Consider the following 26,827-nt stretch of genomic DNA (forward strand, 5'->3'; position numbering starts at 1 on the left):
GATGGCGCCAAACTGCCCGACCGGTCGGCTCAAAGCAACCCTGTTCAGGGCATCGGCTGGCCGAAAAACAGGTCGAGAATCGGGAACATCAACGGGCTGTAGGGATGCGCGCCGCGATCGGCCGAGCGGATCGCCACGGCTCCGGCAATCTCCTTTTCCTCGTCATGGACCATATGGTCGGCAATGCGCGCCAGCATCTCCTGCGCCGTAAGGTCGAAGCGATAGAAGCGGAAGCCGACGACCCGGTGTCCGCCGTAGCAGGCGAAGAGCCGCCGGTCGGCCGCTGCTTCGGCGAGATCGAGGCCGGTTTCTTCCCGCACTTCACGGCGCATATTGGCCTCGAGATCCAGCTTGCCGTCGACGATGTCCAGAAGATCGAGCGAACCGGCAGCGCAATAGACCTGGCCGGGATTTGCGGTCCTTTCGCTCATCCGGACGGCGATGATCGCCCCATCGGACGAGACGGGCACGGCGAAGCCGAAGAGGTGAAAGGCGCCGGTCGGATCAGGCTGTCTCCGCCACCATAAGAGCGTCGAATAGGGGATGACATGCGCCTCGCCGATAATCACGCCATCGCGGAACGAAAGTCTGTTCTGCAGCACCATCTGGCCGTTGAAGAGATGCGGATTGGCCGCCGCTTCCCCCGCCCAGTTCTCCTCGATCTCGTCCCGGTGCGCGACATAGACGGGATGTGCTCCGGGCAGCACCGAAAGATCGAAAGCCTCGACCTCGAAGACGGTATTTTCAGGCGGCCAGCCGCTAATCGTCTGGATGGTCATCGAAGCTCCAGCGACATCACGACGGGGCAGTGGTCCGATGCCTTCGGCCGATCCCAGCCGATGCGCGGAAACCGTTCCACTTCCTGTCCCGGCGGAAAGACGGTGCGATAGGGTTGGCCGCCGCGGATGATTTCCGGCACGCTGTCGGCGTTGTGCTCGGCGAGCGCCGGCGACAGCCAGATATAGTCGAGCTGGCAGAGGTGCTGCTCCTCCGGCCCGCGCGCGTGGTAGAGCGTCCAGCGATCCATCACGTCGCGGCGCGTAGTCGGGTTTACCACGAAGCCGTCGTCGGTGAAGACGTTCAACGCACTCACCTCTTCGCGCCGCGGCTCGAACCGGTATCCTTCGCGGCGGGTGCCGATCACCTGCACCTTTTCCTGATAATCGTTCATGTCGCCGCAGATGGCGAAGTTCTTGTCCGCCGTCCGCCCCTCGCCGAAACGGCGCTCGACGATCTGGCGCACCGCTTTCGCCTCCGCCACACGGATCGCCATCGTGCCGGTGCGACCGTCCTGGCCGTCGCGGGCATTGCCCATGGATTTGAAGTGCACGACGAACAGCGAGAACGGCTTGGACCCGATCGTCAGCTCCAGTTCAAGGCAGTCGCGCTTGAAGATCTTGTCATGGGCCTGGTTGCTGAGCGCCAGCTCGTCGTTGAAGAGGCCGAGGTCCTGATAGGTCAGCATGGCATGGCTGCGCACGTCCTGCACCTCGATCTTCTCGCCGCTGCGGGTCTCCTCGCGCATCAATACGGCAACGTCGATGCCGCGCGAATCATTGCCCTCGACAAGATATTTCTGGCGATAGCCGTTGCCGACCATTCGGTAGAGATACCCGTATTCGAAGGCCTGCAGGGCCGGCATGCTGTCGACCTCCTGCAGGCAGAGGATGTCGGCGTCCGCGTCCGCGATCGCCAGCGCCGAAAGCTGTCGCGTATCGTCGGTCTCGGCGATCATCCGGGCCTGCTCGAGCTGCTGGTAGACCGCCTTGTCCTGCACGTCGTAGAGCCGAAGCACCCGGTCCTGCCGGAGCTGATTACGCCAGCCGGAGAAATCGAAGCGCGTCATCAGGTTTTCAATATTGAAGGTGCCGAGACGCAGCGACATGAGAGGGATTCCTTTTCTTGGCGAACACCATAACCACGGCGACGCCTGGCTACAATCTCCAGGCCGCGCGGATCACGATCGACAGGCGATCGCCAACCTTGACCGGCTGGCGGCTGAAGGCGCGCAATGCCTGTCCGTCCGGTAGAGCGAGACGCAGCGCATAACGCTCGCCCTCGAACAGCACCGAGAGGACGGTGGCCATCTGTCCTTCCGCCGCAATTTCGACGTCCTGCGGACGGACGAGGATGTCGGCACGCGGCTCCTGCGCCGGCCCGGCGAGGATCTCCTGCATGGCGGGCCAGTCGAAAAGCCGCCTATCACCGAACGGTGACGGTAGCGAGAGGATCGCCCCCTGCCCCACGAGACCGCCGACCAACCGGCCCTCCGGCCGCGTATAGATTTCCTCCGGCGTCGCCACCTGCAGCAGCCGGCCCTCGGACATCACCGCAACGTCGGTCGCAAGCGCCATCGCTTCCGACTGGTCATGGGTGACATAGATCATCGTCGCACCGGATCGGGCATGGAACTCGCGAAACGTCTCTTCCATCTCCTGGCGCAAGTGCCGGTCCAGATTGGCGAGCGGCTCATCGAGCAGCACGACGTCCGGCTCGGTGACAAGGCAGCGGGCGAGCGCAACGCGCTGCCGCTGGCCGCCGGAAAGATCCGCCGGACGGCGGTCCGCGTAGGCCTCGAGGCGGACGGCGGCAAGCGCCTCCCTCACCTTGCGTGCACGTTTCTCGCCCGAAACGCCGCGCACCTTCAAAGGGTAGCCGACATTTTCCGCGACGCTCATATGCGGCCAGAGCGCATAGGACTGGAAGACCATCGCCATGTTGCGATGTTCGGGCGACACCATCTCGGCTGCGTCCGCCAGAACGCGCTCGCCAAGCAGGATCGAGCCGTCGCTCGGCTGTTCGAAACCGGCGATCATCCTGAGCACCGTCGTCTTGCCGCAGCCGGAAGGCCCGAGCAGCGCCAGGAAGCCGCCTTCGCGTACCGTCAGCGACACGTCGTTGACGGCCGCACGGCCGCCGGTGTCGAACGTCTTGGAGAGGCGGTTGAGGATCAGCTTCGCCACGGTACCACACCTTTCGGCAGTCGTTTCGCCATCAGTTCCAGCACCACCATCATCGCTATCACCATGATGACGACGAGGACGGAGAGTGCAGCAGCGATGTTGAAGCTGCCGCTGTCATCGAGATTGTAGATCAGCACGCCAAGGGTCTGGGTGCCAGCCGACCAGAGGAGCGCCGAGACTGTCAGTTCGTTGCAGGCGATCAGGAACACCAGGATCACCGAGGCGCCTGCGGCCGGTGCCACCAGGGGCACGAGAATATCGACGAGCCGGCGCGCGAACCCTGCTCCGGAAAGCCGCGCCGCCTCCTCGAGCGACGGATCGAGCTGACGGAAGGCGCTAACTACGGGCTTCAGGCTGACGGCGAAGAAACTCGAGAAATAGGCGATCAGGATGATCCAGATCGTCCCATAGATCGAGATGCCGATCACCGGAATGGGCGCCGCGAACAGCAGGATGAAGGCGACAGCCAGCACGATGCCCGGCAGCGCATAGGGGATTTCCGCGAGCGCCGAAATGAGGCCCACGAAGCGGCTCTTGCTGCGCACCAGGAAATAGCCGGTCAGCACCGTCACCACCAGGAGACCGAAGGCGGTGGCGAGCGACAGCGAGAGGGAATTGGTGAACGCAATGCGCGTCGCGGCCTGGCGGTACAGGATTTCCTCATAGGCCTTGATGGTGACGGTCGCCGGGTTGAGCGGCACGCCGTAGGCAGGCGCCAGCGAGCTCGCGACAAGAGCGATGAGCGGCATGGCGAGGATCAGGAAGATCGTCAACCAGAGCAGGAGTTCGGCAAACCGGCGCCAGGTGCCGAGCCGGAACACGGCGACCTGCCCCGACAGGCCGATGACGCGATAATCGCGGCCGCGCAACACCCGTGCCTCGACCATCAGCCCGATCACCGACAGGATCGCAATCAGGCCGGACAGGACCGAGATGTCCGCGAACGTGCGGGGACCGAAAGCCGCGAATTTTGAATAGATGAGGGTCGGCAGCGTATAGATCCCGGCGGGAATGCCGAGGATTGCCGGAATGCCGAAATTGCCGATGCAGGAAACGAAGGCAATCGCCGCGCCTGCCGCGAGACCCGGCAGCGACAAAGGCAGGATGACGTCCTTCAGCACCTGAAAGGACGATGCGCCGGAAAGCCTCGCCGCCTCCACTGCATCGCGCGGCAGCGCCAGCAGCCCGGCCCGGAGCGAGAGGTAGACGAGGGCCGCATTCTGGACGCCGTAGAGCAGCGCGATGCCGCCGATCGAATAGAGCGGCTGCGGTGAACCGAGCGGCGGCGCGAGCCCCAGCGCCTTCAGGAGCGCGCTGGAAGGCCCGGTCATGCCGATCCAGGCAAGCGCCGTCACCTGCGGCGGGATCATCGTTGGCAGCATGAAGAGGAAACCGAGGAGAGCCTTGCCCCGGATGTCAAACAGCGTCAGCAGCAGCGCGAAGCCGCCCCCCAGAACGACGGCTGCGATCATGCCGAAAAAGGAGGTGGACAGCGTGTCATAGACCGACCGCCACAGGCCCGGATCGGACAGAAGTTCGCTCGCCCCGCCGCGAAGGGCGGACATGATTCCGGTCGCGGCAAGCCGACCGAGCGGCAGCACGCTCAGGCAGAAGATCACGGTTACGACAAAAGGAAACAGCCAGCGTGGCTGGCTGTTTCCCTGTTTCTGAGGTCGCGTCATATGGCGCTTATATCAGCCTTTGATGCCGAAGATATCCGCGAAGCCCTTGACGTCCTTCTCCGAGTTCTTGAGCGCCTCGGGAGCATTGATCGGCAGGACCTTGATCGTCTCGCGCGCCGGGAAGCCGGCCGGTACGGCCATGCCGTTGCGGGCCGGGATGTAGCCGAGCTTCAGGAAGCCTTCCTGGCCCTTCTGCGAGAGCACGTAGTCGATGAACTTCTTGGCATTGTCCGCATGTTTGGTGGAGGCAAGGATCGCTGCCGGCTCGGTCACCGCGGACACGCCTTCCTTCGGGAAGACGAACTCGACGGGAGCGCCCTTCGCCTTTTCGCGGATCGGCAGGTAGTCGACGACGAAGCCGTAGGCCTTTTCGCCCGAAGCGACGGACTTCAGGATCGCGCCGTTGCCGCCGGCTGCAATCGCGCCGTTTGCCTTGAGGTTCTTGTAATAGTCCCAGCCGAGGCCGGGGATGCCGGAAAGCGTCTGTGCGTGGATGAGGGCGGCACCCGAGGCGAGCGGGCTCGGCATGGTGACGAGACCTTTGGCTTCCGGCTTGGCAAGGTCTGCCCAGCTGGTCGGCTTCATCGCGGCCTGGGTGTTGTAGATGATGCCGGTGGTGATCAGCTTGGTCGAATGGTAGAAGCCGTCGGCGTCATAGAGGGCCTTGTCGTAATTGGCGGCTTCCGGCGACTTGTAGGCCATCAGCTGGCCTGCCTGCTTCATGCGCTCGAGCGTCACCGTGTCGGCGATCAGGAGAACGTCGGCCGCCGGATTGCCGGCCTGGATCTCGGCATTGAGCTTGGCCATGATCTGCGGCGTCCCGTCACGCACCCACTGCACGTCGAGCCCCGGATTGGCAGCCTTGAAACCGTCGACGGTCGCCTGGGCGTCCTCGTTCGGCTGGCTGGTATAGAGCACGAGATCGGCGGCCTCAGCGGCGCCGGCAATCATGCCGAAAGCCACGAGGGCGGTGAAAGCGGAAAGAAGGTTCTTCATCGGAGCGTCCCTGTTCGAACATAAGCTGCGGACGATAAGCATTCCTGCTTGACAGCCATGTGACAGGCTGGGGGCAACGCCGATCTTCCAGCATGTTTTACCAGCGGCGACCGAAATACGAAGACTAAATTTACTGTTATTCGATCATTCCGGCACAACGGCACTGCCGGACCCCGCTACTTCAATTGTTTCGCAACCAAATCCTGCCATCTCGTGCTCCAGGGTATATTTCGGGGGCACAGAATGAAAAGCCGGGACAACTGGGGCGCACGACTGCGCTATGGGTTCGACAAGAGCATGGCGGGCGGCGCGATCGCGCTGATCGGCTGGCTGGCGCTGATATCGCTGATCGTGATCATGATCGCCGGCGCGATACTCGCCGTAACCGGCATCGCGCCGGAAGGCGCAGAATCGCTCGGCTTCATCGAAGGCACGTGGGAATCGCTGATGCGCACCTTCGATGCCGGCACCATGGGCGCCGACCAGGGCTGGAGTTTCCGCATCATCATGCTGCTGGTCACGCTCGCCGGCATCTTCGTCTTCTCGGCGTTGATCGGCGTCATCTCGTCCGGCCTCGAGGAAAAGCTCGACGAGCTGCGCAAGGGGCGCTCGCGGGTACTCGAAACAGAACACACGATCATTCTCAACTGGTCGCCCTCGATCTTCGACGTCATCTCGGAACTCATCATAGCCAACCAGAGCCGCCGCAATCCTCGCATCGTCATCATGGCGAACAAGGACAAGGTGGAGATGGAAGACGAGATCGCCACCAAGGTCGTCGATCGCAAGAACACCAAGATCATCTGCCGCAGCGGTGATCCGACCGACCTCTACGATCTCGGTATCGTCAACCCGCAGACGTCGCGGTCGATCATCGTGCTGTCACCGGAAGGTGAGGACGCGGACCCGCAGGTTATCAAGACGGTGCTTGCACTGGTCAACGACCCCAACCGGCGGCCCGAGAAATACATGATCGCTGCGGAAATCCGCGACGCCGACAATGCCGAAGTGGCAAGGATCGTCGGCGGCGGCGAAATGCAGCTGGTGCTGGCCGACGATCTGATCGCCCGCATCGTCGTCCATACCAGCCGGCAGGCGGGTCTGAGCGCGGTCTATTCCGAGCTGCTCGATTTCGACGGCTGCGAAATCTACACGCTCGAACAGCCAGGCCTCGTCGGAAAGTCCTTCGGCAATGCGGTGCTCGCTTACGAGAACAGCACGCTGATCGGCCTCTGCGACAAAGACGGCGCAATCCGCCTCAACCCGGACCCGAACCAGGTGATCGTCGCCGGTGATCGCGCAGTCATCATCGCAGAGGACGACGACTCAATCAAAACCTGGTCCGGCGACATGGGCATCGACAAGAATGCCATCAAGGCCATCGTCAAACGCGGCAAGACTGCCGAGCGCACGCTGATCCTTGGCTGGAACCGCCGTGGCCCGATCATCGCGACCGAACTCGTCCGTTACGTGGCCGCCGGCTCGCGGCTGATGATCGCCGCAGACACGCCGGAATTCGAAGACGAGATTGCAGCACTTCACCTCGACAAGGCACTGCTTGCCGTCGATCATCGGGTGATTGACACCAGCAGCCGTTCGGCACTCGATGCACTCGATATCCCGTCCTACGACCACGTCCTGGTTCTCGGCTACAGCGACAGCATGATGGCGCAATCGGCCGACACCCGCACGCTGATCACCCTGCTGCAGCTCCGCAAGATCGGCGAAAAGGCCGGCAAGCATATCAGCGTGGTCAGCGAGATGATCGACGTGCGCAACCGCGAGCTGGCGGAAGTGACCCGCGCCGAGGATTTCGTCGTCAGCAATAAGCTGGTCAGCCTGATGCTTGCCCAGGCATCCGAAAACGAATCCATGGCGGCAATCTTCAACGAACTTCTGGATGAGGCCGGCTCCGAGATCTACATGCGGCCGATGAGCGACTATGTCGACATCTCGAAGCCGGTGAATTTCTTCACGGTGGCGCTCGCGGCCCTTCGCCGCGGCGAAATTGCCATCGGCCACCGCCGTCAGCGGCCAGGCGACGCCGACCTCAGGAATCTCGGCGGCGTGGTGGTCAATCCGCCCCGGTCCGAGGTGACCACCTATTCGGACAGCGACATGCTGATCGTGCTTGCCGCCGACTAGCCGGACAGCGGAAAGCATATGCACCAACAAAAAAGCCTGCCGTTCTGCGGCAGGCTTTTTCCGTTGAGAAAGCTTAGAAGGCTCAGGCAGCGGCACGGATGGCGTTGGAGATCAGGCGGCCGAGCCGCTTGATACCCTCGTCGATCATTGCCTCGTCAGCGCAGGAGAAGCTCATGCGCAGCGTATTGGCATTGCTGCCGTCCGCGTAGAACGCCCTCCCCGGAACGAAGGCGACTTTTTCCGTGGCGATCGATTTTGCCAGCAGCTCGGCACCGTCCATGCCTTCCGGCAAGGTCACCCACACGAACATGCCGCCTTCCGGGCGCGTCCAGGTGGCATTCTTCGGCATGTATTTGTCGAGTGCCGCCAACATCGCATCGCGCCGCTTGCTGTAGACGGACCTGATCTTGGCGACCTGGGCATCGAAGCCGCGCGAGGCGACGTGCTCGATGGCGATCTGGTTGATCGTCGAGGAATGCAGGTCGGCCGCCTGCTTCATCAGTACCAGCTTGCGGATAACCGGCATCGCCGCAACTACGAAGCCGACGCGCAGGCCCGGCGCCAAGGTCTTCGAGAAGCTGCCGCTGTAGATCGTGCGGGTGTTTTCGATACCGCCCCGGCGGGCGATGTCGAGCGCCATGATCGGCGGAATGGCTTCGCCGTCATAGCGCAGGTGCTGATAGGCGGCGTCCTCGAGGATTGCGATATCGAGTTCGTCGGCAAGTGCCAGCAGCTTTTCGCGGCCGGCCAGGTCAACCGTCTCGCCGGTCGGATTGGAGAAGTCTGCCGAAAGGTAAGCGAACTTGACGGCGCCGCCGGTCTTGGCCGCGGTGTCGCGGTAGGCCTCCGGCGTGCGGTTGCCGTTCAGCGACAGCTGGTCGTAATTCGGCTCGTAGGCATTGAAGGCCGAAAGCGCGCCGAGATAGGTCGGCCAGGTGACCAGCGCCGTGTCGTTCGGCGACAGGAACAGCTTGCCGAGATAATCGAGCGCCTGCTGCGATCCGGAGGTTATGAAGACGTTATCGGGCGTGCAGTCGATACCGATCTTCGCGACGTCGCGAGCGAGCCATTCGCGCAGCGGCTTATAGCCTTCGCTGACCGAATACTGCAGCGCTGCCCCCACCTGGGCACTGGAAAAAATGTCCGAATAGGCTTCCTTGAAAGCTACGTCCGGAAACAGCGCCGGATCGGGAATGCCGCCTGCGAAAGAGATGATATCGGGCTGGTCGAGCAGCTTCAGCAGCTCGCGGATTTCAGAGGCGCGCATGCGGCTGGAGCGCGTCGCAAAGATTTGTTCCCAATCAAGCACGGGATGTTTCCTCTTATTTCAATTTTCTTTGTCCGAACTTTATACAAAGACCGATAGGTCAGCAAGACTGACCTATCGAGGTTGCTGCGATTTTTTTTGGACCATTGTGCTTTACCACGAACCGGCATATCTTACCAACAAGCGATCGATGCACCATAGGTAAGATCATGGCAGTTGCGACCTTGTCGTCCAAATTCCAGATTTCCATACCCAAGGAAATCCGCGAAAGGCATAATTGGCAAGCTGGGCAGCAATTTGCTTTCATTCCAAAAGGAAAGAGTGTCGTTCTCGTCCCTGTGCCGACACGAGACGAATTGCGAGGAATAGCAAAGGGCGCCGACACGAGCAATTACCGGGACAGGGACGATCGGTACTGATGCGCGTCGTCGACAGCTCGGCATGGATCGAATGGCTGATCGACAGTCCTCTGGCTTCTCGCCTGGCAGGCGAGATTCCTGAAACGCATGAATTAATCGTGCCTACGATCATTCAAATGGAAATGTGCAAATGGCTGATGCGGGAGAAGGGCGAGGAATCTGCCGACCGCTTCATTTCTTATACAACCGAATGCCTCGTTGTTGAACTCGGCACCGAAATTGCCTTGGATGCGGCCGAAGTTTCCCGCCGTTTTCAGCTTTCGACCGCCGATGCCATCATCTACGCGACCGCTAGGTTCGTCGATGCCGATCTTCTGACCTGCGACCGGCATTTCGAACACCTGCCGCATGTCACCTATGTTCAGAAACCGGGGGCGGAACGCTAGGCTCCACCCCCGAGCTTGAAAAGCTTAGTTGACGCTCTTGTCGACCAACTTGTTCTTGCCGATCCAGGGCATCATGCCGCGCAGCTTGGCGCCGACTTCCTCGATCTGGTGGCTGTCGTTCATGCGGCGGATGCCCTTGAAGCGCGAGCCGCCGGCACGGTATTCCTGCATCCAGTCCGAGGTGAACTTGCCGGTCTGAATGTCCTTCAGGACCCGCTTCATCTCGGCCTTGGTTTCTTCGGTGATGATGCGCGGACCGGTGACGTATTCGCCCCACTCGGCCGTGTTGGAGATCGAGTAGTTCATGTTGGCGATGCCGCCTTCATAGATCAGGTCGACGATCAGCTTCACTTCGTGCAGGCATTCGAAATAGGCCATTTCCGGCGCATAGCCGGCTTCGGTCAGGGTTTCGAAACCAGCGCGGATCAGCTCGACGAGACCGCCGCAGAGAACGACCTGTTCGCCGAAGAGATCGGTTTCGCATTCTTCGCGGAAGTTGGTTTCGATGATGCCCGAACGGCCGCCGCCGACGCCGCAGGCGTAGGAGAGAGCGAGTTCAAGCGCGTTGCCGGAAGCGTTCTGGTGAACGGCAACGAGGCAAGGAACGCCGCCGCCCTTCTGGTATTCGCCGCGAACCGTGTGGCCCGGGCCCTTCGGCGCGATCATGACCACGTCGACCGAGGTCTTCGGCTCGATCAGGCCGAAATGGATGTTGAGGCCGTGCGCAAAGGCGATTGCGGCGCCGTCGCGGATGTTGCCGGCAATTTCGGCCTTGTAGATGTCGGCCTGGAGTTCGTCCGGGGTCGCCATCATCATCAGGTCGGCCCACTTGGCGGCCTCGGCAACGGTCATCACCTTGAAGCCGTCGGCTTCCGCCTTCTTGATCGTTCCGGAACCGGCCTTGAGTGCGATCACGACGTTCTTGGCGCCCGAGTCCTTGAGGTTCAGCGCATGTGCGCGACCCTGGCTACCGTAGCCGATGATGGCGACGTTCTTGGACTTGATGAGGTTGATATCGGCATCCCGATCATAATAAACGCGCATCGATTTTTCCTTCCCTATGCGTGAGGTCTGTTGATGATTGTCATCGTCCAGCGGAGACGCCGAGCGCGTCCGCCGATTGTTTCTGCGTGCCGTGCAGCGTGAGAAAGGCTGCGACCGCCCTCTCCGCCTGGCGCGCATTGTCCTTGAGGCCGGGCTCGCCGAGCAGCATGCGCACATGCAGGTCGGAAACGATCAGGCCGTAAAGCGTGTGATAGGCGGCATCCGCGTTGTCGAAGCGCAGCAGCCCTGCCCTTTTCCCCTGGTCGATCAGCGCCATGGCGCGGCGGTCGATCTGCCGGCGGCCGTGTTCGAGCAGAAGCTTCCCGAGCTTCGATCCTTCACGGGTCGCCTGGCCGATCGCCAGCCGGTTCAGCGCCAGCGAAACGTCGCCGGCCAGGACGACCAGCAGATCGCGGGCAAAAAGTTCGAGATGGTCACGCAGGAGATCGGCGGTCAGCCGTTCGCCGGAACGTTCGAAGGTGCGCACCTTGCTCGCCTGATGGGCGATCATCGCCGCCAGCAGGCCTTCGCGGTCGCCGAACCACTTGTAGAGGCTTTCCTTGGAGCAATTGGCGGCGCGGGCAAGACCAGACGTGGTCAGCGCCTTCTCGCCGCCTTCCACGAGCAGCCGAAGCGCCTGTTCCAGAACGGCGTTCTGGCGCGGCGAAAATTCGGGCATGTCGGAGGTATCGGCTCTCACGGTTTTAAATCCTTTTGCGTACCGTACGGTACGGTTCTGCCCGTATAAAGCATCCGCCGCCGCCGTCAAGTCCGTTCTTTCAAGGTCCGATCATCAACGATGAAGGTTTTTAAGCTAGACGTTCCCGGAGCCGATACAATCGCCCGAACGATCAGGAGGACATTCATGAACCGGGTATACTGCGCCATCGCCGCCTTCGCTTTTCTTGCCCTTGCCGCTGTTGCCCATGCCGCCGACAACCGTTGCGGCTGGATCCAGAATCCGACGCCCGGCAACTGGTGGCTGGACGACGCCGAGGACACCTGGACGATTCGCACCCAGGGAAGCGAAGACGAGCCCGAAGGCATGGATCTCATCCCGGACATTTCGGAACGCGACTATGTCCGCACCAACGGCAGCTACGGTTACGCCTGCGCCTGCATGAAGGTCGATACGGGCGGCGACGGACAGATCACCAAAATCTATTCGTTCAAGCAGCTCAAACTTGCCCAGTGCCGCAACGACAAGGCGCTGAAATTCCCTGGTTGATCACCAAGGGTTTTAAGCCTCGCTATTCCGCGGCGGCCAGGATCGCACCCACGTCACGCAGCGGTGATATGCCGTAGAGCCGGCTGTATTCGCGGCTGAACTGCGACGGGCTCTGGTAGCCGACCCGGTGGCCGGCGCTGCCGACATCGAGGCCCTCCAGCAGCATCAGCCGCCGCGCCTCGTGCAGGCGCAGCTTCTTCTGGAACTGCACCGGCGTCATCGCCGTCACCGACTTGAAATGATGGTGCAGCGAGGACGGGCTCATGCCGACATGGTCCGCAAGGTCCTCGATCCGCAGCGTGCGGTGGAAATTGGCGCGCAGCCAGGCGACGGCGCGGGCGATGCGGTTGCTGCGGCTTTCGGCGGTCGCGATATGAACAAGCCGTGCGCCGTCAGGCCCGCAAAGCACGCGATAGAGGATTTCCTGCTCGATGAGCGGCGCCATGGCGGCTATGTCAGCCGGCCGGTCCAGGAGGCGAAGCAGCCGCGTGGCTGCATCGAGCAATTCCGGAGGCGCGACGTTGGAGACGATGCCGCGCATGGCATCCGTGTCGGAACCAGGCCGTGGAACGTCTACCCGCTCCAGCAGCGCGGACAGGCGGTCCGTATCGATGGCAAGCGCGAAACATAAGTGCGGCACCTCCGGGCTTGCGACAGTGACGCGCGAGGTCACCGGCAATTCGATCGAGGTGAGAAGATAATCGCCGACGCCGTAGGCGATCGTCTCGTCCCCCAGCTTGACGCTCTTGGTGCCTTGCAGGACCAAACCAAGGCAGGGTCGGTAGTCCATATAGAGCGGTGCGGTTGGGACCGTCCGCCGGCTGAGCATCAGATTTCCAACGGCTGTGAACACTTCCCCATCCTTCTGAACGTGCCGCGCGGCAATCGAGGCCGCCTCGTGATAGGGATTGAAGGGCAGTGTCATGGAGCCTCCGGAATGAGCAGGTGACCGCTTTTCCTATGCCGACTTGCTCCTGAAACCAACAGGCGGGCGATCACTTTTGCAGGATCGTGCAAAAAGCTCGCAGGATCGCTCTAACGCCGTTGCGAGGTCCGGAGGCATAGTCCGCGCGTCCAATTCCCTCCCAACCCCAACAGATGAATGGAGCTCCCATGGCTATTGCAAAAGGCTATGCCGCGACCGACGCGTCGAAACCATTGACGCCTTTCACCTTCGAGCGCCGCGAACCCAATGACGACGACGTCGTCATCTCGGTGCAGTATTGCGGCGTCTGCCATTCGGACATCCACCAGGCCCGCAACGAATGGGGCAATTCCCGTTTTCCGATGGTGCCGGGTCATGAAGTGGCCGGCGTCGTTTCGGCCGTCGGCTCCAAGGTCACCAAGTTCAAGGTCGGCGACCGTGTCGGTGTCGGCTGCTTCGTGAATTCCTGCATCGGCTGCGCCACCCGCGATCTCGACTACGAACACTTCCTGCCGGGCCTCACCCAGACCTATAACGACGTCGAGGCTGATGGCACGACGCCGACCTATGGCGGTTATTCGGATTCGATCGTCGTCAAGGAAGGTTATGTCCTCTCCTTCCCGGACAATATCCCGCTCGACGCCGGCGCCCCGCTGCTTTGCGCCGGTATCACGCTCTACTCGCCGCTGCGCCACTGGAAGGCCGGTCCCGGCATGAAGGTCGCGATCGTCGGCATGGGCGGCCTCGGCCACATGGGCGTCAAGCTCGGTTCGGCCATGGGCGCCGACATCACCGTGCTCAGCCAGACGCTGTCGAAAAAGGAAGACGGCATGAGGCTCGGCGCCAAGGACTATTACGCCACCAGCGACGCCGAGACCTTCACCAAGCTCGCCGGCACGTTCGACCTGATCATCTGCACGGTCGGTACGGCGATCGACTGGAATGCCTATCTCGGCCTCTTGAAATTCGACGGCTCGATGGTGCTGGTCGGCGTCCCGGAACATGCGGTCCCGGTCCACGCCTTCTCGGTCATCGGCGGTCGCAAGAGCCTTTCGGGCTCGATGATCGGCTCCATCAAGGAAACCCAGGAAATGCTGGATTTCTGCGGCGAGCACGGCATCACGTCCGAGATCGAGAAGATCAATATCCAGGATATCAACGAAGCCTATGAACGCGTCATCAAGAGCGACGTGCGCTACCGCTTCGTCATCGACATCGCCTCGCTGGCTGCCTGACAGCCCAAAAGGTCGAAACAGAAAGGGCGGTCCGCGGACCGCCCTTTTTTCTTATGCCGACCATTGCCGGTCGCTGAGATCAGCACGCCGTTCGAAACTATACCGTGATCGTTTCCGGCCGCTTTTCCCTACTTCGGCAGCTTGTCATCCACGCCTTCGACGTAGAAATTCATGCCGAGCAGGACGCCGTCCTGCGCCTTTTCGCCGGCAGGCAGCCACGCGGTGCCGTCCTGCTTGTTGATCGGGCCGGTGAACGGATGCAGTTCGCCCGACTTGATCTTGGCTTCCGTCTCTTCGGCCATCGCCTTCACGTCGTCCGGCATGTTGGTATAGGGCGCCATGGTCAGGATGCCGTCCTTCAGGCCATCCCAGATCTGCTCGGACTTCCAGGTGCCGTCGAGCAGCGCCTGGGCGCGCTTGATGTAATAGGCGCCCCAGGTGTCGACGATGGCGGTCAGCTGCGTCTTCGGGCCGGCCGCGATCATGTCGGAGGCCTGGCCGAAGGCGAGGATGCCGCGCTCGGAGGCGACCTGCATCGGAGCGGTCGTATCGGTGTGCTGGGTCAGGATGTCGACGCCCTGGTCGATCAGCGCCTTGGCGGCATCGGCTTCCTTGCCGGGGTCGAACCAGGTATTGGCCCAGACGACCTTCAGCTTGAAGTTCGGATTGATCGACCTGGCGCCCAGTTCGAAGGCGTTGATGCCCATCACCACTTCCGGAATCGGGAAGGAGGCGATGTAGCCGGCGACGCCCTTCTTCGACATCTTCGCGGCGATCTGGCCCTGGATATAACGGCCTTCGTAGAAGCGCGAATTGTAGGTCGCAAGGTTCGGCCCAGCCTTGAAGCCGGTCGCATGTTCGAACTTCACATCGGGAAATTTCGCAGCGACCTTGACGGTGGCATCCATGAAGCCGAAGGACGTCGTGAAGACCAGCGAGCAGCCGGAACGGGCCATGCGCTCGATCGCGCGTTCCGCATCCGGGCCTTCCGGCACGTTTTCGAGGAAGGGCGTTTCGACCTTGGCGCCGAGTGCCTTGTCGAGCTGCTGGCGACCGAGGTCATGGGCCTGGGTCCAGCCACCATCCGTCTTAGATCCGACGTAGATGAAGCAGACCTTCTTCTTCTCCTGAGCCACGGCGCCGGTCGAAAAACCGCCCATCAGGGCGGCCGATGCGGCAAGGGCGATAATCAGTTTCTTCATTTCCTAACCTCTATTGGCTTGAAGACGTTTTGTTTTTGGTTCCGCGGTCACCGGTCGGGGACAAAGGGTTTCCCGAGCGAGGCCGGCGTATTGATGAGCGTCGTGCGACGATTATGCGAAATGATGATCAGCACGACAATAGTCGCCGCATAAGGAAGTGCGGACAGGAACTGCGACGGGATGACGATGCCGAGGTTCTGCGCCACGATCTGCGCGTGCAGCTGGCCGATCCCGACGGCGCCGAAGAGGTACCCGCCGGCCAGGACCCGCCATGGCCGCCAGGAGGCGAACACGACGAGCGCGAGCGCGATCCAGCCGCGGCCGGCCGACATGTTCTCCACCCATTGCGGCGTGTAGACAAGCGAAAGCTGAGCGCCGGCAAGTCCGGCACAGGCGCCGCCGAACATCACCGCCAGGTAGCGGGTGCGGATGACGTTGATGCCGAGCGCATGGGCAGAGGCATGGCTGTCGCCGATTGCCCGCAACTTCAATCCAGTCCGGCTCCTGAACAGGAACCAGTTGATGCCGACGACAAGCGCGATCGATACATAGAAGATCAGGTCCTGGCGAAAGAGGACGCGACCGAAAAACGGGATATCCGAAAGGAACGGAAAGACGATCGGCTGCAGCTTGATGCCCGGCTGGCCGACGAAGGCCTCGCCGATCTGGCCGGAAAGCCCGAGACCGAGGATGGTGAGCGCAAGGCCGGTGGCGACCTGGTTGGCCACCAGCGTCAGCGTCAGGAAACCGAAGAGCAGCGAGAATATCCCGCCGCCCAGAATGCCGGCGAGGATGCCGATATAGGGTGAGCCCGTCACTTGCGCGGCCACGAAGGCGCAGGCGGCCCCCATGATCATCATGCCCTCGACGCCGAGGTTCAGCACACCGGAGCGCTCGGTGACCAGCTCGCCGAGTGCTGCGAGAACCAGCGGGGTCGATGCGGTGATGACGGTGAGAAGGATCGCTTCGAACATCAGCCCTTCACCTCCACCGTTTTGGCACCCGCAAAGATCAGCCGGATCCTGTAGTGGATCAGCGTATCGCAGGAGAGCACGAAGAAGAGCAGCAACCCTTGAAAGACGCGGCTGACCTTGTCCGAAATGCCGATCGACAACTGCGCCGCCTCGCCGCCGAGATAGGTCAGCGCCAGCACGAGCCCTGAAGCGATGATCCCGAGCGGATTGAGCCGCCCGAGGAAGGCGACGATGATCGCGGTGAAACCGTAGCCCGGCGAGATGACCGGCTGGACATGACCGATCGAGCCGGAGACCTCCGAAATGCCGGCAAGGCCGGCCAGCGCGCCCGACAGCAGCATCGAGAACCACACCATGCGGCGGGCGGAGAAGCCCGCAAAGCGCCCTGCCCGCTCCGACTGGCCAAGCACCGAGACCTCGAAGCCCTTCAGCATGAAGCGCATCATGAACCAGAGCGCCACGGCGGCGACGATCGCGAAGATGAAGGCCCAGTGGGCGCGGCCGGACGACAGGATCTCCGGCAGCACTGCTTCGATCTGGAAAGTCTTCGTGATCGGGAAATTATTGCCCTGCGGATCACGCCATGGTCCGCGGACCAGCCAGTCGAGATAAAGCTGGGCGATATAGACCAGCATCAGGCTGGTCAGGATTTCGTTGGTGTTGAAGCGGGTTTTCAGCAGCGCTGGTATGCCGGCATAAAGCGCGCCGCCGACCATGCCGAGGATCAGCATCAGCGGCAGGATCATCGGCGAGTGCCAGGCGGGATACATGACCGGCAGGATCGAACCGGTGATCGCGCCGATGGTGAACTGGCCTTCGGCGCCGATATTCCAGTTGTTGGACCGGTAGCAAACCGACAGGCCGACCGCGATCAGGATCAGCGGCGCCGCCTTGATCGCCAGTTCGTGCAGCGACCACACTTCCAGCAGCGGCTCGATGAAGAAGCTGTAGAGAGCGCTCCCCGGGTTCTTGCCGAGCAGCCAGAACATGATGGCGCCGAAAAGCAGCGTCAGCGCGAGCGCCAGCAGCGGCGAGAGGACCGAGAAAAGCGTCGAGACGCGGGCGCGCTTCTGGAGCTCAATGCGCATGCGCCGTCTCCGGAATGGGATGGCTTTCGTGGATACCGCCCATCAGCAGACCGATGCGTTCCAAGGTCAGCGTGCCGGCCGGATAGGCCTTGGAGAGACTGCCTTCGGAGATGACGGCTATATTCGTCGCCACCTCGAAAATCTCGTCGAGATCCTGGCTGATCACCACGACCGCCGAGCCCGACCGGGCGAGATCGAGCAGCGCCTGGCGGATGCGGCTTGCGGCACCGGCATCGACGCCCCAGGTCGGCTGGTTGACGACGAGCACGGAGGGCTGCCGGTCAAGCTCGCGCCCGACGATGAATTTCTGGAGATTGCCGCCGGAGAGCGAGCCTGCCTGCGGATCCTCGCCGCTCTTGCGCACATCCATCGCCTCGCAGATGCGGCGCGTGGCGGACCGGATCGCGTCGAAGCGGATGACGGAGAAAGCGCCGCCCGAAAGAAAAGCCTTCTTGTCCGACTGGCTGCGAGCGAGCAGGAGATTGTCCGAAAGCGCCATGGCGGAGACGGCGGCGTGGCCGTGGCGTTCTTCCGGCACGAAGCCGGCCCCAAGCAGGCGGCGGCCGTTGATGCCGGTGCGGCCGACCGCCTTGCCCCGGATGTGGATCGCCTCGTCTTCGGCAACCGGATATTCACCCGAGAGCGCATCGAAGAGTTCGCCCTGGCCGTTGCCCGCAACGCCGGCGATCGCCAGCACTTCACCCGCGCGGACCTTCATGGCGATGTTCTTCAGGGAGACCGCAAAAGGCGTGCGCGCCGGCACCGAAAGATTGCTGACCTCGATGCGGATATCGCCGAGTGCCGCCGCATTGTCCCGATGGACTTCGGCGACGTCGGAGCCGACCATCATGCGGGCGAGCGAGGCCGGTGTTTCCTGGCTCGGATCGCAGGCACCGGTGACCTTGCCATGGCGCAGGACCGTGGCGCGATCGCAGATGCGGCGCACTTCCTCCAGCCTGTGGCTGATATAAAGGACCGACCGGCCCTCGGCCTTCAGCTTGAACAGCGTCTCGAACAGCCGGTCGGCCTCCTGCGGGGTCAGGACCGAAGTCGGCTCGTCGAGGATGATCAGCTTGGGGTTCTGAAGCAGCGCGCGGACGATCTCGATGCGCTGGCGTTCGCCGACGGACAGGTCCGCCACATGCGCCTGGGGGTCGAGCGGCAGGCCATATGCCTTGGAAAGCGACGCCGCTTCGTCCGAGATCCTGGCGAGCGAAATCTTCGGGTCGAGCGACAGCGCAATGTTTTCCGCGACCGTCAGTGCCTCGAACAGCGAGAAATGCTGGAAGACCATGCCTATGCCCAGTTGGCGGGCCTCGCCCGGCGAGGCGATTGTCACCGGCGCGCCCTGCCAGAGGATCTCGCCGGCGCTTGGCTGCAGCACACCGAAGAGCATTTTTACCAGCGTCGATTTGCCGGCGCCGTTTTCACCGAGCAATGCGTGGATTTCGCCGGGAGCGATATCCAAATCGATCGCGTTGCAAGCCGCGAAGCTGCCGAAAAGCTTGGTCAAACCTCGAACCGACAGAAGCGGAACGGTCGCCGGACCCTCGGATAACGTCACTGAACCCCCTCGTTCACCGCGTACCTACCTTCTTCGAGGTTTTTCAGGGCAACGCGACGTATTGACTTTGACGACATCCGGCGATCCCTCCGGACATTCGACTGATATTGATACCGTTTTTGTTGCTTCGCACAACACTAAAGAAAAGGGCGTTTCCGGAACGCCCAACTATTTTCCGAGACTGGGGAAAAGCTGCAGAACGCCGCCAATGCAATAGAGGTAGATGCCGCTCAATACGACGCCGTAGACGACCCAGTCGGGTGTATCGAAATGCAGGAGCAGCGAATAGCCGCCGAGCGCGCACCAGATGAGGCCGACGGCCATATTGAGCGGGCGGAGCCGCTTGACGCGGACGGGATGCAGAAAGTTGATCGGCAGGAAGGTGAGGACAACCGATACGGAGACCACGACCAGAGCGGCCGTGGCGCTTGCATCTATGACGAATAGCGTAAACACGACCATGTTCCAGACGACCGGAAAGCCGGAAAAAAAGTACTCGTCCGTCTTCATGCCCATGTCGGCATAATAAACAGCGCTCGAGACGACGATCGCACCGGCGGCCACGAAGGACCACGGCTCGCCGATCATGCCGCTCTGGTAAAGCGCAAACGCCGGCAACAGCACGTAGGTCACGTAGTCGATGATGTTGTCGAGCGTATCGCCGGACCAGTTGGGCAGGACTTCCTTGACCCGCACCTTGCGGGCGATCGGTCCGTCGATGCCGTCGACGAGGAGTGCCAGCCCCAGCCACCAGAACATGTCGACGAAGCGATGCTCGGCTGCCGCGACGACCCCGAGGAAAGCCAGGAACGAACCGGACGCCGTCAGCAGATGAACCGAGAAGGCGCGGATTTCGGCATACGGAACTTTTTTGTAATTGAAGATTCGTCTAATCACGCGTCAGTCCCGCCTTTCCCTTATCCGGCGAGATATGCGGCCAATCACCGCGCATTGCAACCGGCTTGGCCGCGCCCAAAGACATGGAGCATTGCTTTTTCCATGCTGCGCTGCCGTGCCCCATGGATATGCCCGCCACGAAGCTCTAGATATCGAGAGTACATTTTGCAGAGCAGGACGACGGACATGCAGCATTTCGAGATCGCAGTGGTGGGCGGGGGACTGGCCGGATCGGTTGCCGCACTGGCGCTCGCGCGTGCCGGCCGCAAGGTGGCGATGATCGCACCCTCCTCCGAGAAAACCGACGAGCGCACGACCGCTCTGATGGACCACTCCATTCGCTTTCTTGAACGACTTGGCGTCTGGGAGGACATAGCACCTTCCGCCGCGCCGCTTTCGGTCATGCAGATCGTCGACGGCACCAAGCGGCTGCTGCGCGCGCCGACGGCGCAGTTCCGGGCGCAGGATGTCGGCCTCTACGCCTTCGGCTACAACATACCGAACCGGGCGCTGTCGGAAACGCTGGATGCGGCGGTTGCAGCAGAACGCAATATTACCAACGTCGCCCAGACCGTCGAGACTTTCGATTTCTCGGCCGAGAGAGTGATGCTGACGCTGTCGGACGGCACGATTGCCAGCGCCGATTTCGTCGTGGGTGCGGATGGCCGCCAGTCGAAAGCGCGGGACACGGCCGGCATCGGCGTGCGCCGCTGGTCCTATCCCCAGTCGGCGGTGGTACTGAACTTCGCCCACAGCCTGCCGCACGGCAATGTCTCGACCGAAGTCCATACGGAAAGCGGACCGTTCACCCAGGTTCCCCTGCCCGGCCTGCGCTCCAGCCTCGTCTGGGTGGTGAAGCCGGATGAAGCCCGCCGTCTCGTCGAACTTCCGACCGAGGAACTGTCGCGGCTGGTCGAAGACCGCATGCAGTCGATGCTCGGCAAGGTAAAGGTCGAAGGCAAGGCACAGGCATGGCCACTCTCCAGCCTGATGGCGGAGCGGTTCGGCAAGGGCCGGCTGGCGCTGATCGGCGAGGCCGCGCATGCCTTTCCGCCGATCGGAGCGCAGGGCCTCAACCTGTCGCTGCGCGACATCATCGCGCTTTCGGACCTGCTCGCCGCAACCGGCGACCGTCCGGTGCCTGCGGATGCAGGCGATCGCTTCAACCGGCGCCGCGGCCCGGATATCGTCAGCCGCACGGTCGGCGTCGATCTCCTCAACCGTTCGCTGCTGTCGGATTTCCTGCCCGTCCAGATGCTGCGCGCCGCCGGCCTGCACATCCTCAGCTACGCGCCGCCGCTTCGCAATCTGCTGATGCGGGAAGGTATCGAACCGGGTCGTGGCCTGCGTGCCGTCGTCGATGCCTTACGGAAAGAGATCCGGCGGTAACGCGCCTGAATTGATGAGGTAAAGCAGCACCGGCAGCGTTGCCACCGATGCGACGGTAATGATCAGGATGCTCGCCGACGCCCTCTCCTGCCAGACGCCGTATTGCTGGCTGATGACAAAAACGTTGGTCGCCGTCGGCAGCGCCGAAAGCAAAGTCGCGGAATAGATCCACACGGGATCGAAATTGCCGATCAGCGACAGAACCGCGTAGGTGGTCATCGGCAGCACGATCAGCTTGGAGACCGCAATATAGCTGATCTCCACCGGCACGCGCTTGATCGGCCGAAGCGCCAGCGTCACCCCCATGGCAAACAGCGCGCAAGGGGCCGCCGCCTGAGCGAGGTAGTCGATAAGCCGCTGGAAGGCAGCAGGCGGCTGCACGGCAAATGCCGCGAAGCAGAATCCGAGCGCCGTCGAGATGATGAATGGGTGCAGCACAACTTTGCGGACGATATCGCCGACCACGTGGCTGACGGGGCGTTTGTCGCCGCCGACCACCGCCATCATCGCAGGTGCGACAATGAAATGCGCGGCGTTCTCGAAACAGACGATCAGCGCCACCGGCACCGCTGCCGCCTCACCGAAAGCCAGCAGCGCCAGGCCGGGCCCCATATAACCGATATTGCCGTAGGCGCCGGCAAACGACTGGATGGTGCAATCGGCGAACGAATTGCGACGCAAAAAGAAGCCGATCAGGAAGAGAACGAAGAAGACCAGGTAGGTCGCACCGATCTCACCGAAGATGAAGTCGGCTCGGGTCAACTGCTCGACCGGGGTGCGGGAAACGAGCTTGAAGAACAGCGCCGGCAGAGCCGCGTAGATGATGAACGTATTCATCCAGCCGAGCGCTTCGGCCGGCTGCCTCGTCACCCTCGCGGCCAGATAACCGATGAAGATCAGGCCGAAGAAGGGCAACAGCAATGCAATGATATCGGCCATCGGTTCCCTGCCCGAACGAGCGGGCCGTATTGGAAGACGCTTTTCCGTTAGCCGATTTGCATCAGGATTGGAAAGGTCTGCTGGAACCAGATTGCGGCCGAAGTGACGAAACCGAAGATGAAAGCGAGCCCGGTCAGAATCAGGAAGACCCCCATGACCTTCTCGACCATGCCGAGATGGCGGCGGAACCGGGTGAGGAACCGCATGAAGGCACCGGAGAAGCCGGCGGCGATCCAGAACGGCACGGCCAGGCCCAGCGAATAGATGGCAAGCAATGCCGCTCCCTCGCCGACCGTATCGCGGGATGCGGCTACGCCGAGGATGGCGCCGAGCACCGGGCCGATGCAGGGCGTCCAGCCGAAAGCGAAGGCAAGTCCCATGACATAGGCGCCGGAGAGCGTCGCCGGCTGGCCGCCGCCCTGGAAGCGTGCCTCGCGGGCGAGAAGGCCTATCCGGAAAACACCCAGAAAATTCAGCCCCATGATGATGATGATCAGGCCGCCGAGCTTCGACAGGAGATCGAGATGCTGACGCAAGAGCACGCCGATCGTCGAGGCGCCGGCCCCGAGCGCCACGAAGACGGTGGCGAACCCGAGGGTGAAGAACAATGCCGACTTGAGCACCGCCCGCCGTGTTCCGCTCCCCGAATCGATAACCGCCGCTCCGCCGCCACCGCGAAACTGCTCGACCGAAATGCCCGCCATATAACAGAGATAGGGCGGCACGAGCGGCAGCACGCAAGGAGAGAGAAACGATAGGGCGCCGGCAAGAAGCGCGCTCAGCAGGGATATTTCGGCAATCGACACGTGCGGCTCCGGATGGCGGGCTTCCGGGAGCCCGCGTCTTACGCTTGAGGTAATGGCCGAACGCGGCGAATGCCAATCACCTTTTCGCAGCGCGACGGAAAAGCGTCAGATAGCCGCATTTTTGCTGCTTTTGCGGGTTGACCGCAAGGGGGCACCTGCCTATGTTCCGCGCACTTTCAAGGACGCGCTCATCCGCGGCCGCGGGAGAGCGTAGCTCAGCTGGTAGAGCAACTGACTTTTAATCAGTAGGTCTCGGGTTCGAACCCCGACGCTCTCACCATACTCAAATTAAGTCATACACTTAAACGGACACCAATGCGATTGCAGTGGTTTGGTGCGCTTGGGCAAAGGCTCCGTGCGCCGTCTCGTTCGCCGTGGCGGATAGAATCGCTGCGCACTGCTTCGTCACAATGTGGGTGGACGAAGTCCGGCCGGTCTGTCACAAGCCGATCAGGACGCGACTGCCGTTAACTTTAGAACGGGGTCGGGCGACCGATTGACGTCACGTCGCTGCCACGAGATCACGTCGGCCGTCCTTTCTTAAATCCGGTCCTGGATCGGGGACGCTCAAACGCATCGAAAAAGCCCCGCCTCACCCATTACAATTTGCTCATCTTCAGAGCGGATGCCATTCATTACAGTCAGGTCACGTTTGCGGCTGCAAACCGCGGGCGGGCGAAAACTCCGGGTGCAGCGTCAAACCCTTGAAATATCTTATTTCGCGAGATCAAGGACCTCTCCGGAGCGGAGCATTTGGCCTAAATTTCGGCAGATGAGGCCTTCCAAACCTTATTTATTATTAAGCTGACCTTCGAGGCTTCGGGGCGTAATTCTGTCTTCAAGACTGAATGCTGCCGACGGCCGGAGAGGCTGAGCCAGTTTCACAACCGTTTGCCGAAGATGGAGCTCAGATATGCGCTCGCTCGTCCCGATAAACCAGCCTTCCCCCGTGTCGCCGGCTCCCTGCCCGGTCATGCACCTCACCGGACCGCCCGGTGATCGACTTCGATAGCCAGGCGCTCGAAGCCGCTTCACCCGCCTTCCCGTGAACCGGTTTTCCGATGCAACGGCTTGCCCGCAAAGCTGGCTTTTCAACTTCGCAAATCTCCAGAACCCCAACCGATCGGCCGCGATCGCTCGCGCGGCTTCGATCCTCTTCGCCCCAATGCGCCGCCTCCCGTCGCAAGGGCTGCAGATTGAAAGGAAGACCTCCATGTCAAATATCCTTCGCAGACATCGGATCGCGGCACTTCTTGGCGCCGCCATCGTTGCGGTCCCGCTCTCCGTGCCGGTCATTCTCGGCTCCAATGCGGCGCATGCGGCAACCACGGCAACAACTGCTGCCGGCTCCGTTTCCGGCATTGTCGCTCCGGGGGGCTCGTTCGCGCCGATCGTTTCGGCCGACAAGCCGGCGGTCGTCACCATCATCACCACGATGAAGGCCCAGAACGTCGCCTCGGACGACAGCTCGCCCTTCGGCGACAATTCCCCGTTCGACGAGCAGTTTCGACAGTTCTTCGGCCAGCAGGGCATTCCCGTGCCGCGCCAAATGCCGCAGCAGCGCCAGGCTCCGCGGGCCGAGGCTCTCGGTTCCGGTTTCGTCGTGACGGCGGACGGCTACATCGTCACCAACAACCACGTGATCGACAATGCGATCGACATCAAGGTGACACTCGACGACGGCACGGAAGTACCCGCCAAGCTGATCGGCACCGATCCTAAATCCGACCTCGCGGTCATCAAGATCAACGCGCCGAAGCCCTTGGCCACCATCGCCTGGGGCGATTCGGACAAGCTCAATGCCGGCGACCAGATCCTGGCGATCGGCAATCCATTCGGCATCGGCACGACGGTGACGGCCGGTATCGTTTCGGCCCGCGGCCGCGATCTCCACAGCGGCCCGTATGACGATTTCATCCAGATCGATGCACCGATCAACCACGGCAATTCGGGCGGCCCGCTGGTCGATCTCGAAGGCAAGGTCGTCGGTATCAACACGGCAATCTATTCCCCCAACGGCGGCAGTGTCGGTGTCGGCTTTGCCATCCCGTCCGACCAGGCCCAAAAGGTCGTCGCCAAGCTGATGAAGGACGGCTCGATCGAGCATGGCTTCATCGGGGTGCAGATCCAGCCGGTGACGGCGGATGTGGCGAGCGCCATAGGCCTCGACAAGCCGGAAGGCGCGCTGGTCGCCAATGTCAATGATGACACGCCGGCAGCCAAGGCGGGTATCCGGACCGGCGACGTCATCACCGCGCTCGGCGGCCAGCAGATCAAGTCGCCGCGGGATCTGTCGCGCATGGTCGCCGACCTGACGCCCGGCGCCAAGGAGGGCCTGGCTGTCTGGCGTCAGGGTCAAAGCCGCAATCTCAGCATCACGGTTGGCGGCAACGAGCCCGACCAGCAGCAGGCTTCCGCCGACAATGGCAACAAGTCCATGCAGGGCGCCCAGCGCCTTCCGACCATCGGCATCGGTCTTGCCGACCTCACGCCGGATATCCGCGAGGCGCTCAACCTGCCGCGTCGGGAAAACGGCGCCGTGATCGAAAGCGTCGCCCCCGACAAGCCGGCTGCCGACGCCGGCCTGCAGGCCGGAGATATCATCGTCTCGATCAACCAGCAGCCCGTGAAATCGGCGAAGGAAGCCAAGGCGGCGGTCGCGGAAGCCGGCAAATCCGGGCGCAAGTCCGTCCTGCTCCTCATCCAGCGCGGCGAGAACCAGACCTTCGTCGCGGTTCCCTTTTCGATCGGCTGAACCCGGCCTCGCCCTATCTTCTCGGCGCCGCCCGGTTGTCGCGACCGGGCGGCGGTCGTTTGGTCAGGCCCACACTCCCCTCCAACGCGGCGACGGGTTCCGCATCACCGGAACCTTCGCAGGCAGAAGACGTTTGCCCGGCCGAAGGAGCGTCCTTATGCGCATTATATTCGTGGTCATGATCGTTTCGGTGCTCAGCATACTGGCATTCAAATATGCCGACCAGTCGCTTGGCGGTGGCGACATCATGGCTTCACCCACGGAACTCTCAGCCCAAAACTGACACCATGGCGTGCGGCCGGAACCTTCCTGTTTTCCGGGGGTTGTCAGGCTATGGAGGAGCCGTAGTCATGAGCGCCCAGAATGTCCTGATTGCCTTGGGGTCCGCCATTGCGGGTGGCCTTGTCGTCGCCCTTCTCATGCATCCGGCCGGACCGACCGCCAGCACGAAATCGGATCGCCTGAGCGGCCCTCCGGCAGAGACGGCCTTCCTGCCGGAACGCTTCGGCGTTCCAGGTTCAGCACACTGATCGCGACGCGGTAAAATTAGGATCTGAAATACGAAAAGGCCGGCGCCTCTTTCCAGGCGCCGGCCTTTTTATGTCCAACCAATCAATGAACGGCCTTGCCGCCCTCTTCTTCTTCGAATGTCACAGCGACATCGCCGTCTGCCGAAAGACGAACTCTGTCCCCTTCGATATCGGCGACCAATTCCAGCGGAATGAAGTGATGGTGGCCTCGATGGCCGCCCTCACCGCTGTCCTTCTTCGTCAGCTTGATACGGCTGCCTTCGACGCGGTCGACCGTTCCAACATGGGCGCCATCCGCGCCGATGACTTCGGCGTGTTCCTTGATTCTTGCAGCATCGATCATGGGAAATCTCCTTTTTCTGCGTTTCGACAACGCATGAATGGGGATATCGA

At 62.1% G+C, this 26,827-nt stretch carries 26 protein-coding genes and 1 tRNA gene; 10 read left to right on the plus strand and 17 right to left on the minus strand.

The annotated features are described in order from the left end of the window. Positions 1-44 precede the first annotated feature (44 nt). The 5 genes from C5J24_RS05120 to C5J24_RS05140 are packed head-to-tail and all read right to left on the minus strand — an operon-like array spanning position 45 to position 5,641. Positions 45-779, minus strand: coding sequence for a DNA mismatch repair protein MutT (locus tag C5J24_RS05120; protein ID WP_105416052.1), 735 nt, complete (start codon positions 777-779; stop codon positions 45-47). Then, complete coding sequence (locus tag C5J24_RS05125) at positions 776-1,885, minus strand: endonuclease/exonuclease/phosphatase family protein (RefSeq protein ID WP_105416054.1); 1,110 nt, start codon at positions 1,883-1,885, stop codon at positions 776-778. The genes C5J24_RS05120 and C5J24_RS05125 overlap by 4 nt, the downstream gene beginning before the upstream one ends. A 49-nt stretch (positions 1,886-1,934) precedes the next feature. Next, on the minus strand, positions 1,935-2,963 hold the full coding sequence (locus C5J24_RS05130; protein ID WP_105416056.1) for an ABC transporter ATP-binding protein: 1,029 nt from the start codon (positions 2,961-2,963) through the stop codon (positions 1,935-1,937). Beyond that, on the minus strand, positions 2,951-4,645 hold the full coding sequence (locus tag C5J24_RS05135; RefSeq protein ID WP_105416058.1) for an iron ABC transporter permease: 1,695 nt from the start codon (positions 4,643-4,645) through the stop codon (positions 2,951-2,953). Before C5J24_RS05135 ends, C5J24_RS05130 begins: the two co-directional genes overlap by 13 nt. Before the next feature lie 12 nt (positions 4,646-4,657). Next, the gene (locus C5J24_RS05140; RefSeq protein WP_046636347.1) at positions 4,658-5,641 is read right to left on the minus strand and encodes an ABC transporter substrate-binding protein; all 984 of its coding nucleotides are present in this window, start codon (positions 5,639-5,641) and stop codon (positions 4,658-4,660) included. A 243-nt stretch (positions 5,642-5,884) separates the two neighbouring features. Between C5J24_RS05140 and C5J24_RS05145 the strand changes: the two genes are divergently transcribed. Continuing rightward, a complete protein-coding gene (locus C5J24_RS05145; protein ID WP_105403463.1) occupies positions 5,885-7,786 on the plus strand; it encodes a hypothetical protein in 1,902 nt (633 codons plus the stop codon). 82 nt (positions 7,787-7,868) lie between these two features. Here the strand turns inward: C5J24_RS05145 and C5J24_RS05150 are convergent, their stop codons facing one another. Next, entirely contained in the window at positions 7,869-9,095 is a 1,227-nt protein-coding gene (locus C5J24_RS05150) for a PLP-dependent aminotransferase family protein (RefSeq protein ID WP_105416060.1), read from the minus strand. Between the two features lie 167 nt (positions 9,096-9,262). On the opposite strand from C5J24_RS05150, the gene C5J24_RS05155 reads away from it, so the two are divergent. Both C5J24_RS05155 and C5J24_RS05160 read left to right on the plus strand, forming a co-directional pair. Continuing rightward, positions 9,263-9,472: an AbrB/MazE/SpoVT family DNA-binding domain-containing protein gene (locus C5J24_RS05155; RefSeq protein WP_105403461.1), complete on the plus strand. Its 210-nt coding sequence runs from the start codon at positions 9,263-9,265 to the stop codon at positions 9,470-9,472. Further along, positions 9,472-9,858, plus strand: a complete 387-nt coding sequence (locus tag C5J24_RS05160; RefSeq protein ID WP_105416062.1) for a type II toxin-antitoxin system VapC family toxin — start codon at positions 9,472-9,474, stop codon at positions 9,856-9,858. The genes C5J24_RS05155 and C5J24_RS05160 overlap by 1 nt, the downstream gene beginning before the upstream one ends. 24 nt (positions 9,859-9,882) lie before the next feature. On the opposite strand, the gene ilvC is transcribed toward C5J24_RS05160, so the two are convergent. Together ilvC and C5J24_RS05170 are read right to left on the minus strand one after the other, a co-directional pair. After that, on the minus strand, positions 9,883-10,902 hold the full coding sequence (ilvC, locus tag C5J24_RS05165; RefSeq protein WP_037082110.1) for a ketol-acid reductoisomerase: 1,020 nt from the start codon (positions 10,900-10,902) through the stop codon (positions 9,883-9,885). Positions 10,903-10,942: 40 nt separating this feature from the next. Next, complete coding sequence (locus C5J24_RS05170) at positions 10,943-11,581, minus strand: TetR/AcrR family transcriptional regulator (RefSeq protein WP_105403459.1); 639 nt, start codon at positions 11,579-11,581, stop codon at positions 10,943-10,945. A gap of 186 nt (positions 11,582-11,767) precedes the next feature. Between C5J24_RS05170 and C5J24_RS05175 the strand changes: the two genes are divergently transcribed. Continuing rightward, positions 11,768-12,130 (plus strand): DUF4087 domain-containing protein, encoded by a 363-nt coding sequence (locus C5J24_RS05175; protein WP_105403458.1) that lies wholly within the window; start codon positions 11,768-11,770, stop codon positions 12,128-12,130. A gap of 22 nt (positions 12,131-12,152) precedes the next feature. Here C5J24_RS05175 and C5J24_RS05180 read toward each other — a convergent pair whose 3' ends face one another. Then, positions 12,153-13,055: an AraC family transcriptional regulator gene (locus C5J24_RS05180; protein ID WP_046636353.1), complete on the minus strand. Its 903-nt coding sequence runs from the start codon at positions 13,053-13,055 to the stop codon at positions 12,153-12,155. 188 nt (positions 13,056-13,243) lie between these two features. On the opposite strand from C5J24_RS05180, the gene C5J24_RS05185 reads away from it, so the two are divergent. Beyond that, complete coding sequence (locus C5J24_RS05185; protein WP_105416064.1) at positions 13,244-14,290, plus strand: NAD(P)-dependent alcohol dehydrogenase; 1,047 nt, start codon at positions 13,244-13,246, stop codon at positions 14,288-14,290. Positions 14,291-14,418: 128 nt separating this feature from the next. Here C5J24_RS05185 and C5J24_RS05190 read toward each other — a convergent pair whose 3' ends face one another. From C5J24_RS05190 to pcsA, 5 genes are all read right to left on the minus strand, one after another. After that, entirely contained in the window at positions 14,419-15,492 is a 1,074-nt protein-coding gene (locus C5J24_RS05190) for a BMP family ABC transporter substrate-binding protein (RefSeq protein WP_105416066.1), read from the minus strand. 47 nt (positions 15,493-15,539) lie between these two features. Beyond that, entirely contained in the window at positions 15,540-16,466 is a 927-nt protein-coding gene (locus C5J24_RS05195; protein WP_105416068.1) for an ABC transporter permease, read from the minus strand. Next, entirely contained in the window at positions 16,466-17,554 is a 1,089-nt protein-coding gene (locus tag C5J24_RS05200; RefSeq protein WP_105416070.1) for an ABC transporter permease, read from the minus strand. Before C5J24_RS05200 ends, C5J24_RS05195 begins: the two co-directional genes overlap by 1 nt. After that, positions 17,544-19,118: an ABC transporter ATP-binding protein gene (locus C5J24_RS05205; RefSeq protein WP_105416072.1), complete on the minus strand. Its 1,575-nt coding sequence runs from the start codon at positions 19,116-19,118 to the stop codon at positions 17,544-17,546. Before C5J24_RS05205 ends, C5J24_RS05200 begins: the two co-directional genes overlap by 11 nt. Positions 19,119-19,286: 168 nt before the next feature. Beyond that, entirely contained in the window at positions 19,287-20,015 is a 729-nt protein-coding gene (pcsA, locus tag C5J24_RS05210) for a phosphatidylcholine synthase (protein WP_046667090.1), read from the minus strand. A 186-nt stretch (positions 20,016-20,201) separates the two neighbouring features. Between pcsA and C5J24_RS05215 the strand changes: the two genes are divergently transcribed. After that, the gene (locus tag C5J24_RS05215; protein WP_105416074.1) at positions 20,202-21,404 is read left to right on the plus strand and encodes a UbiH/UbiF family hydroxylase; all 1,203 of its coding nucleotides are present in this window, start codon (positions 20,202-20,204) and stop codon (positions 21,402-21,404) included. Here C5J24_RS05215 and C5J24_RS05220 read toward each other — a convergent pair. Together C5J24_RS05220 and C5J24_RS05225 are read right to left on the minus strand one after the other, a co-directional pair. Beyond that, positions 21,381-22,343 carry an AEC family transporter gene (locus tag C5J24_RS05220; protein ID WP_105416076.1) on the minus strand — a complete coding sequence of 321 codons (963 nt, stop codon included), beginning with the start codon at positions 22,341-22,343 and terminating at the stop codon, positions 21,381-21,383. The two genes, C5J24_RS05215 and C5J24_RS05220, sit on opposite strands and share 24 nt — an antisense overlap. A 47-nt stretch (positions 22,344-22,390) precedes the next feature. Next, complete coding sequence (locus C5J24_RS05225; protein ID WP_105416078.1) at positions 22,391-23,149, minus strand: cytochrome c biogenesis CcdA family protein; 759 nt, start codon at positions 23,147-23,149, stop codon at positions 22,391-22,393. A gap of 204 nt (positions 23,150-23,353) precedes the next feature. Here C5J24_RS05225 and C5J24_RS05230 point away from each other — a divergent pair. The 4 genes from C5J24_RS05230 (at position 23,354) to C5J24_RS05245 (ending at position 26,434) form a co-directional block, all read left to right on the plus strand. Continuing rightward, a tRNA-Lys gene (locus tag C5J24_RS05230) sits at positions 23,354-23,429 on the plus strand. Positions 23,430-24,362: 933 nt separating this feature from the next. Then, positions 24,363-25,904 carry a DegQ family serine endoprotease gene (locus C5J24_RS05240; RefSeq protein ID WP_105416082.1) on the plus strand — a complete coding sequence of 514 codons (1,542 nt, stop codon included), beginning with the start codon at positions 24,363-24,365 and terminating at the stop codon, positions 25,902-25,904. Between the two features lie 157 nt (positions 25,905-26,061). After that, positions 26,062-26,187, plus strand: a complete 126-nt coding sequence (locus C5J24_RS32545; RefSeq protein WP_255394352.1) for a hypothetical protein — start codon at positions 26,062-26,064, stop codon at positions 26,185-26,187. Between the two features lie 67 nt (positions 26,188-26,254). Then, a complete protein-coding gene (locus tag C5J24_RS05245; RefSeq protein WP_105416084.1) occupies positions 26,255-26,434 on the plus strand; it encodes a hypothetical protein in 180 nt (59 codons plus the stop codon). 82 nt (positions 26,435-26,516) lie between these two features. Here C5J24_RS05245 and C5J24_RS05250 read toward each other — a convergent pair whose 3' ends face one another. After that, positions 26,517-26,777 (minus strand): DUF2171 domain-containing protein, encoded by a 261-nt coding sequence (locus tag C5J24_RS05250; RefSeq protein ID WP_046636368.1) that lies wholly within the window; start codon positions 26,775-26,777, stop codon positions 26,517-26,519. Positions 26,778-26,827 lie beyond the last annotated feature (50 nt).

This window comes from Neorhizobium sp. T25_27 (assembly GCF_002968565.1).
Classification (GTDB): Bacteria; Pseudomonadota; Alphaproteobacteria; order Rhizobiales; family Rhizobiaceae; genus Neorhizobium; species Neorhizobium tomejilense.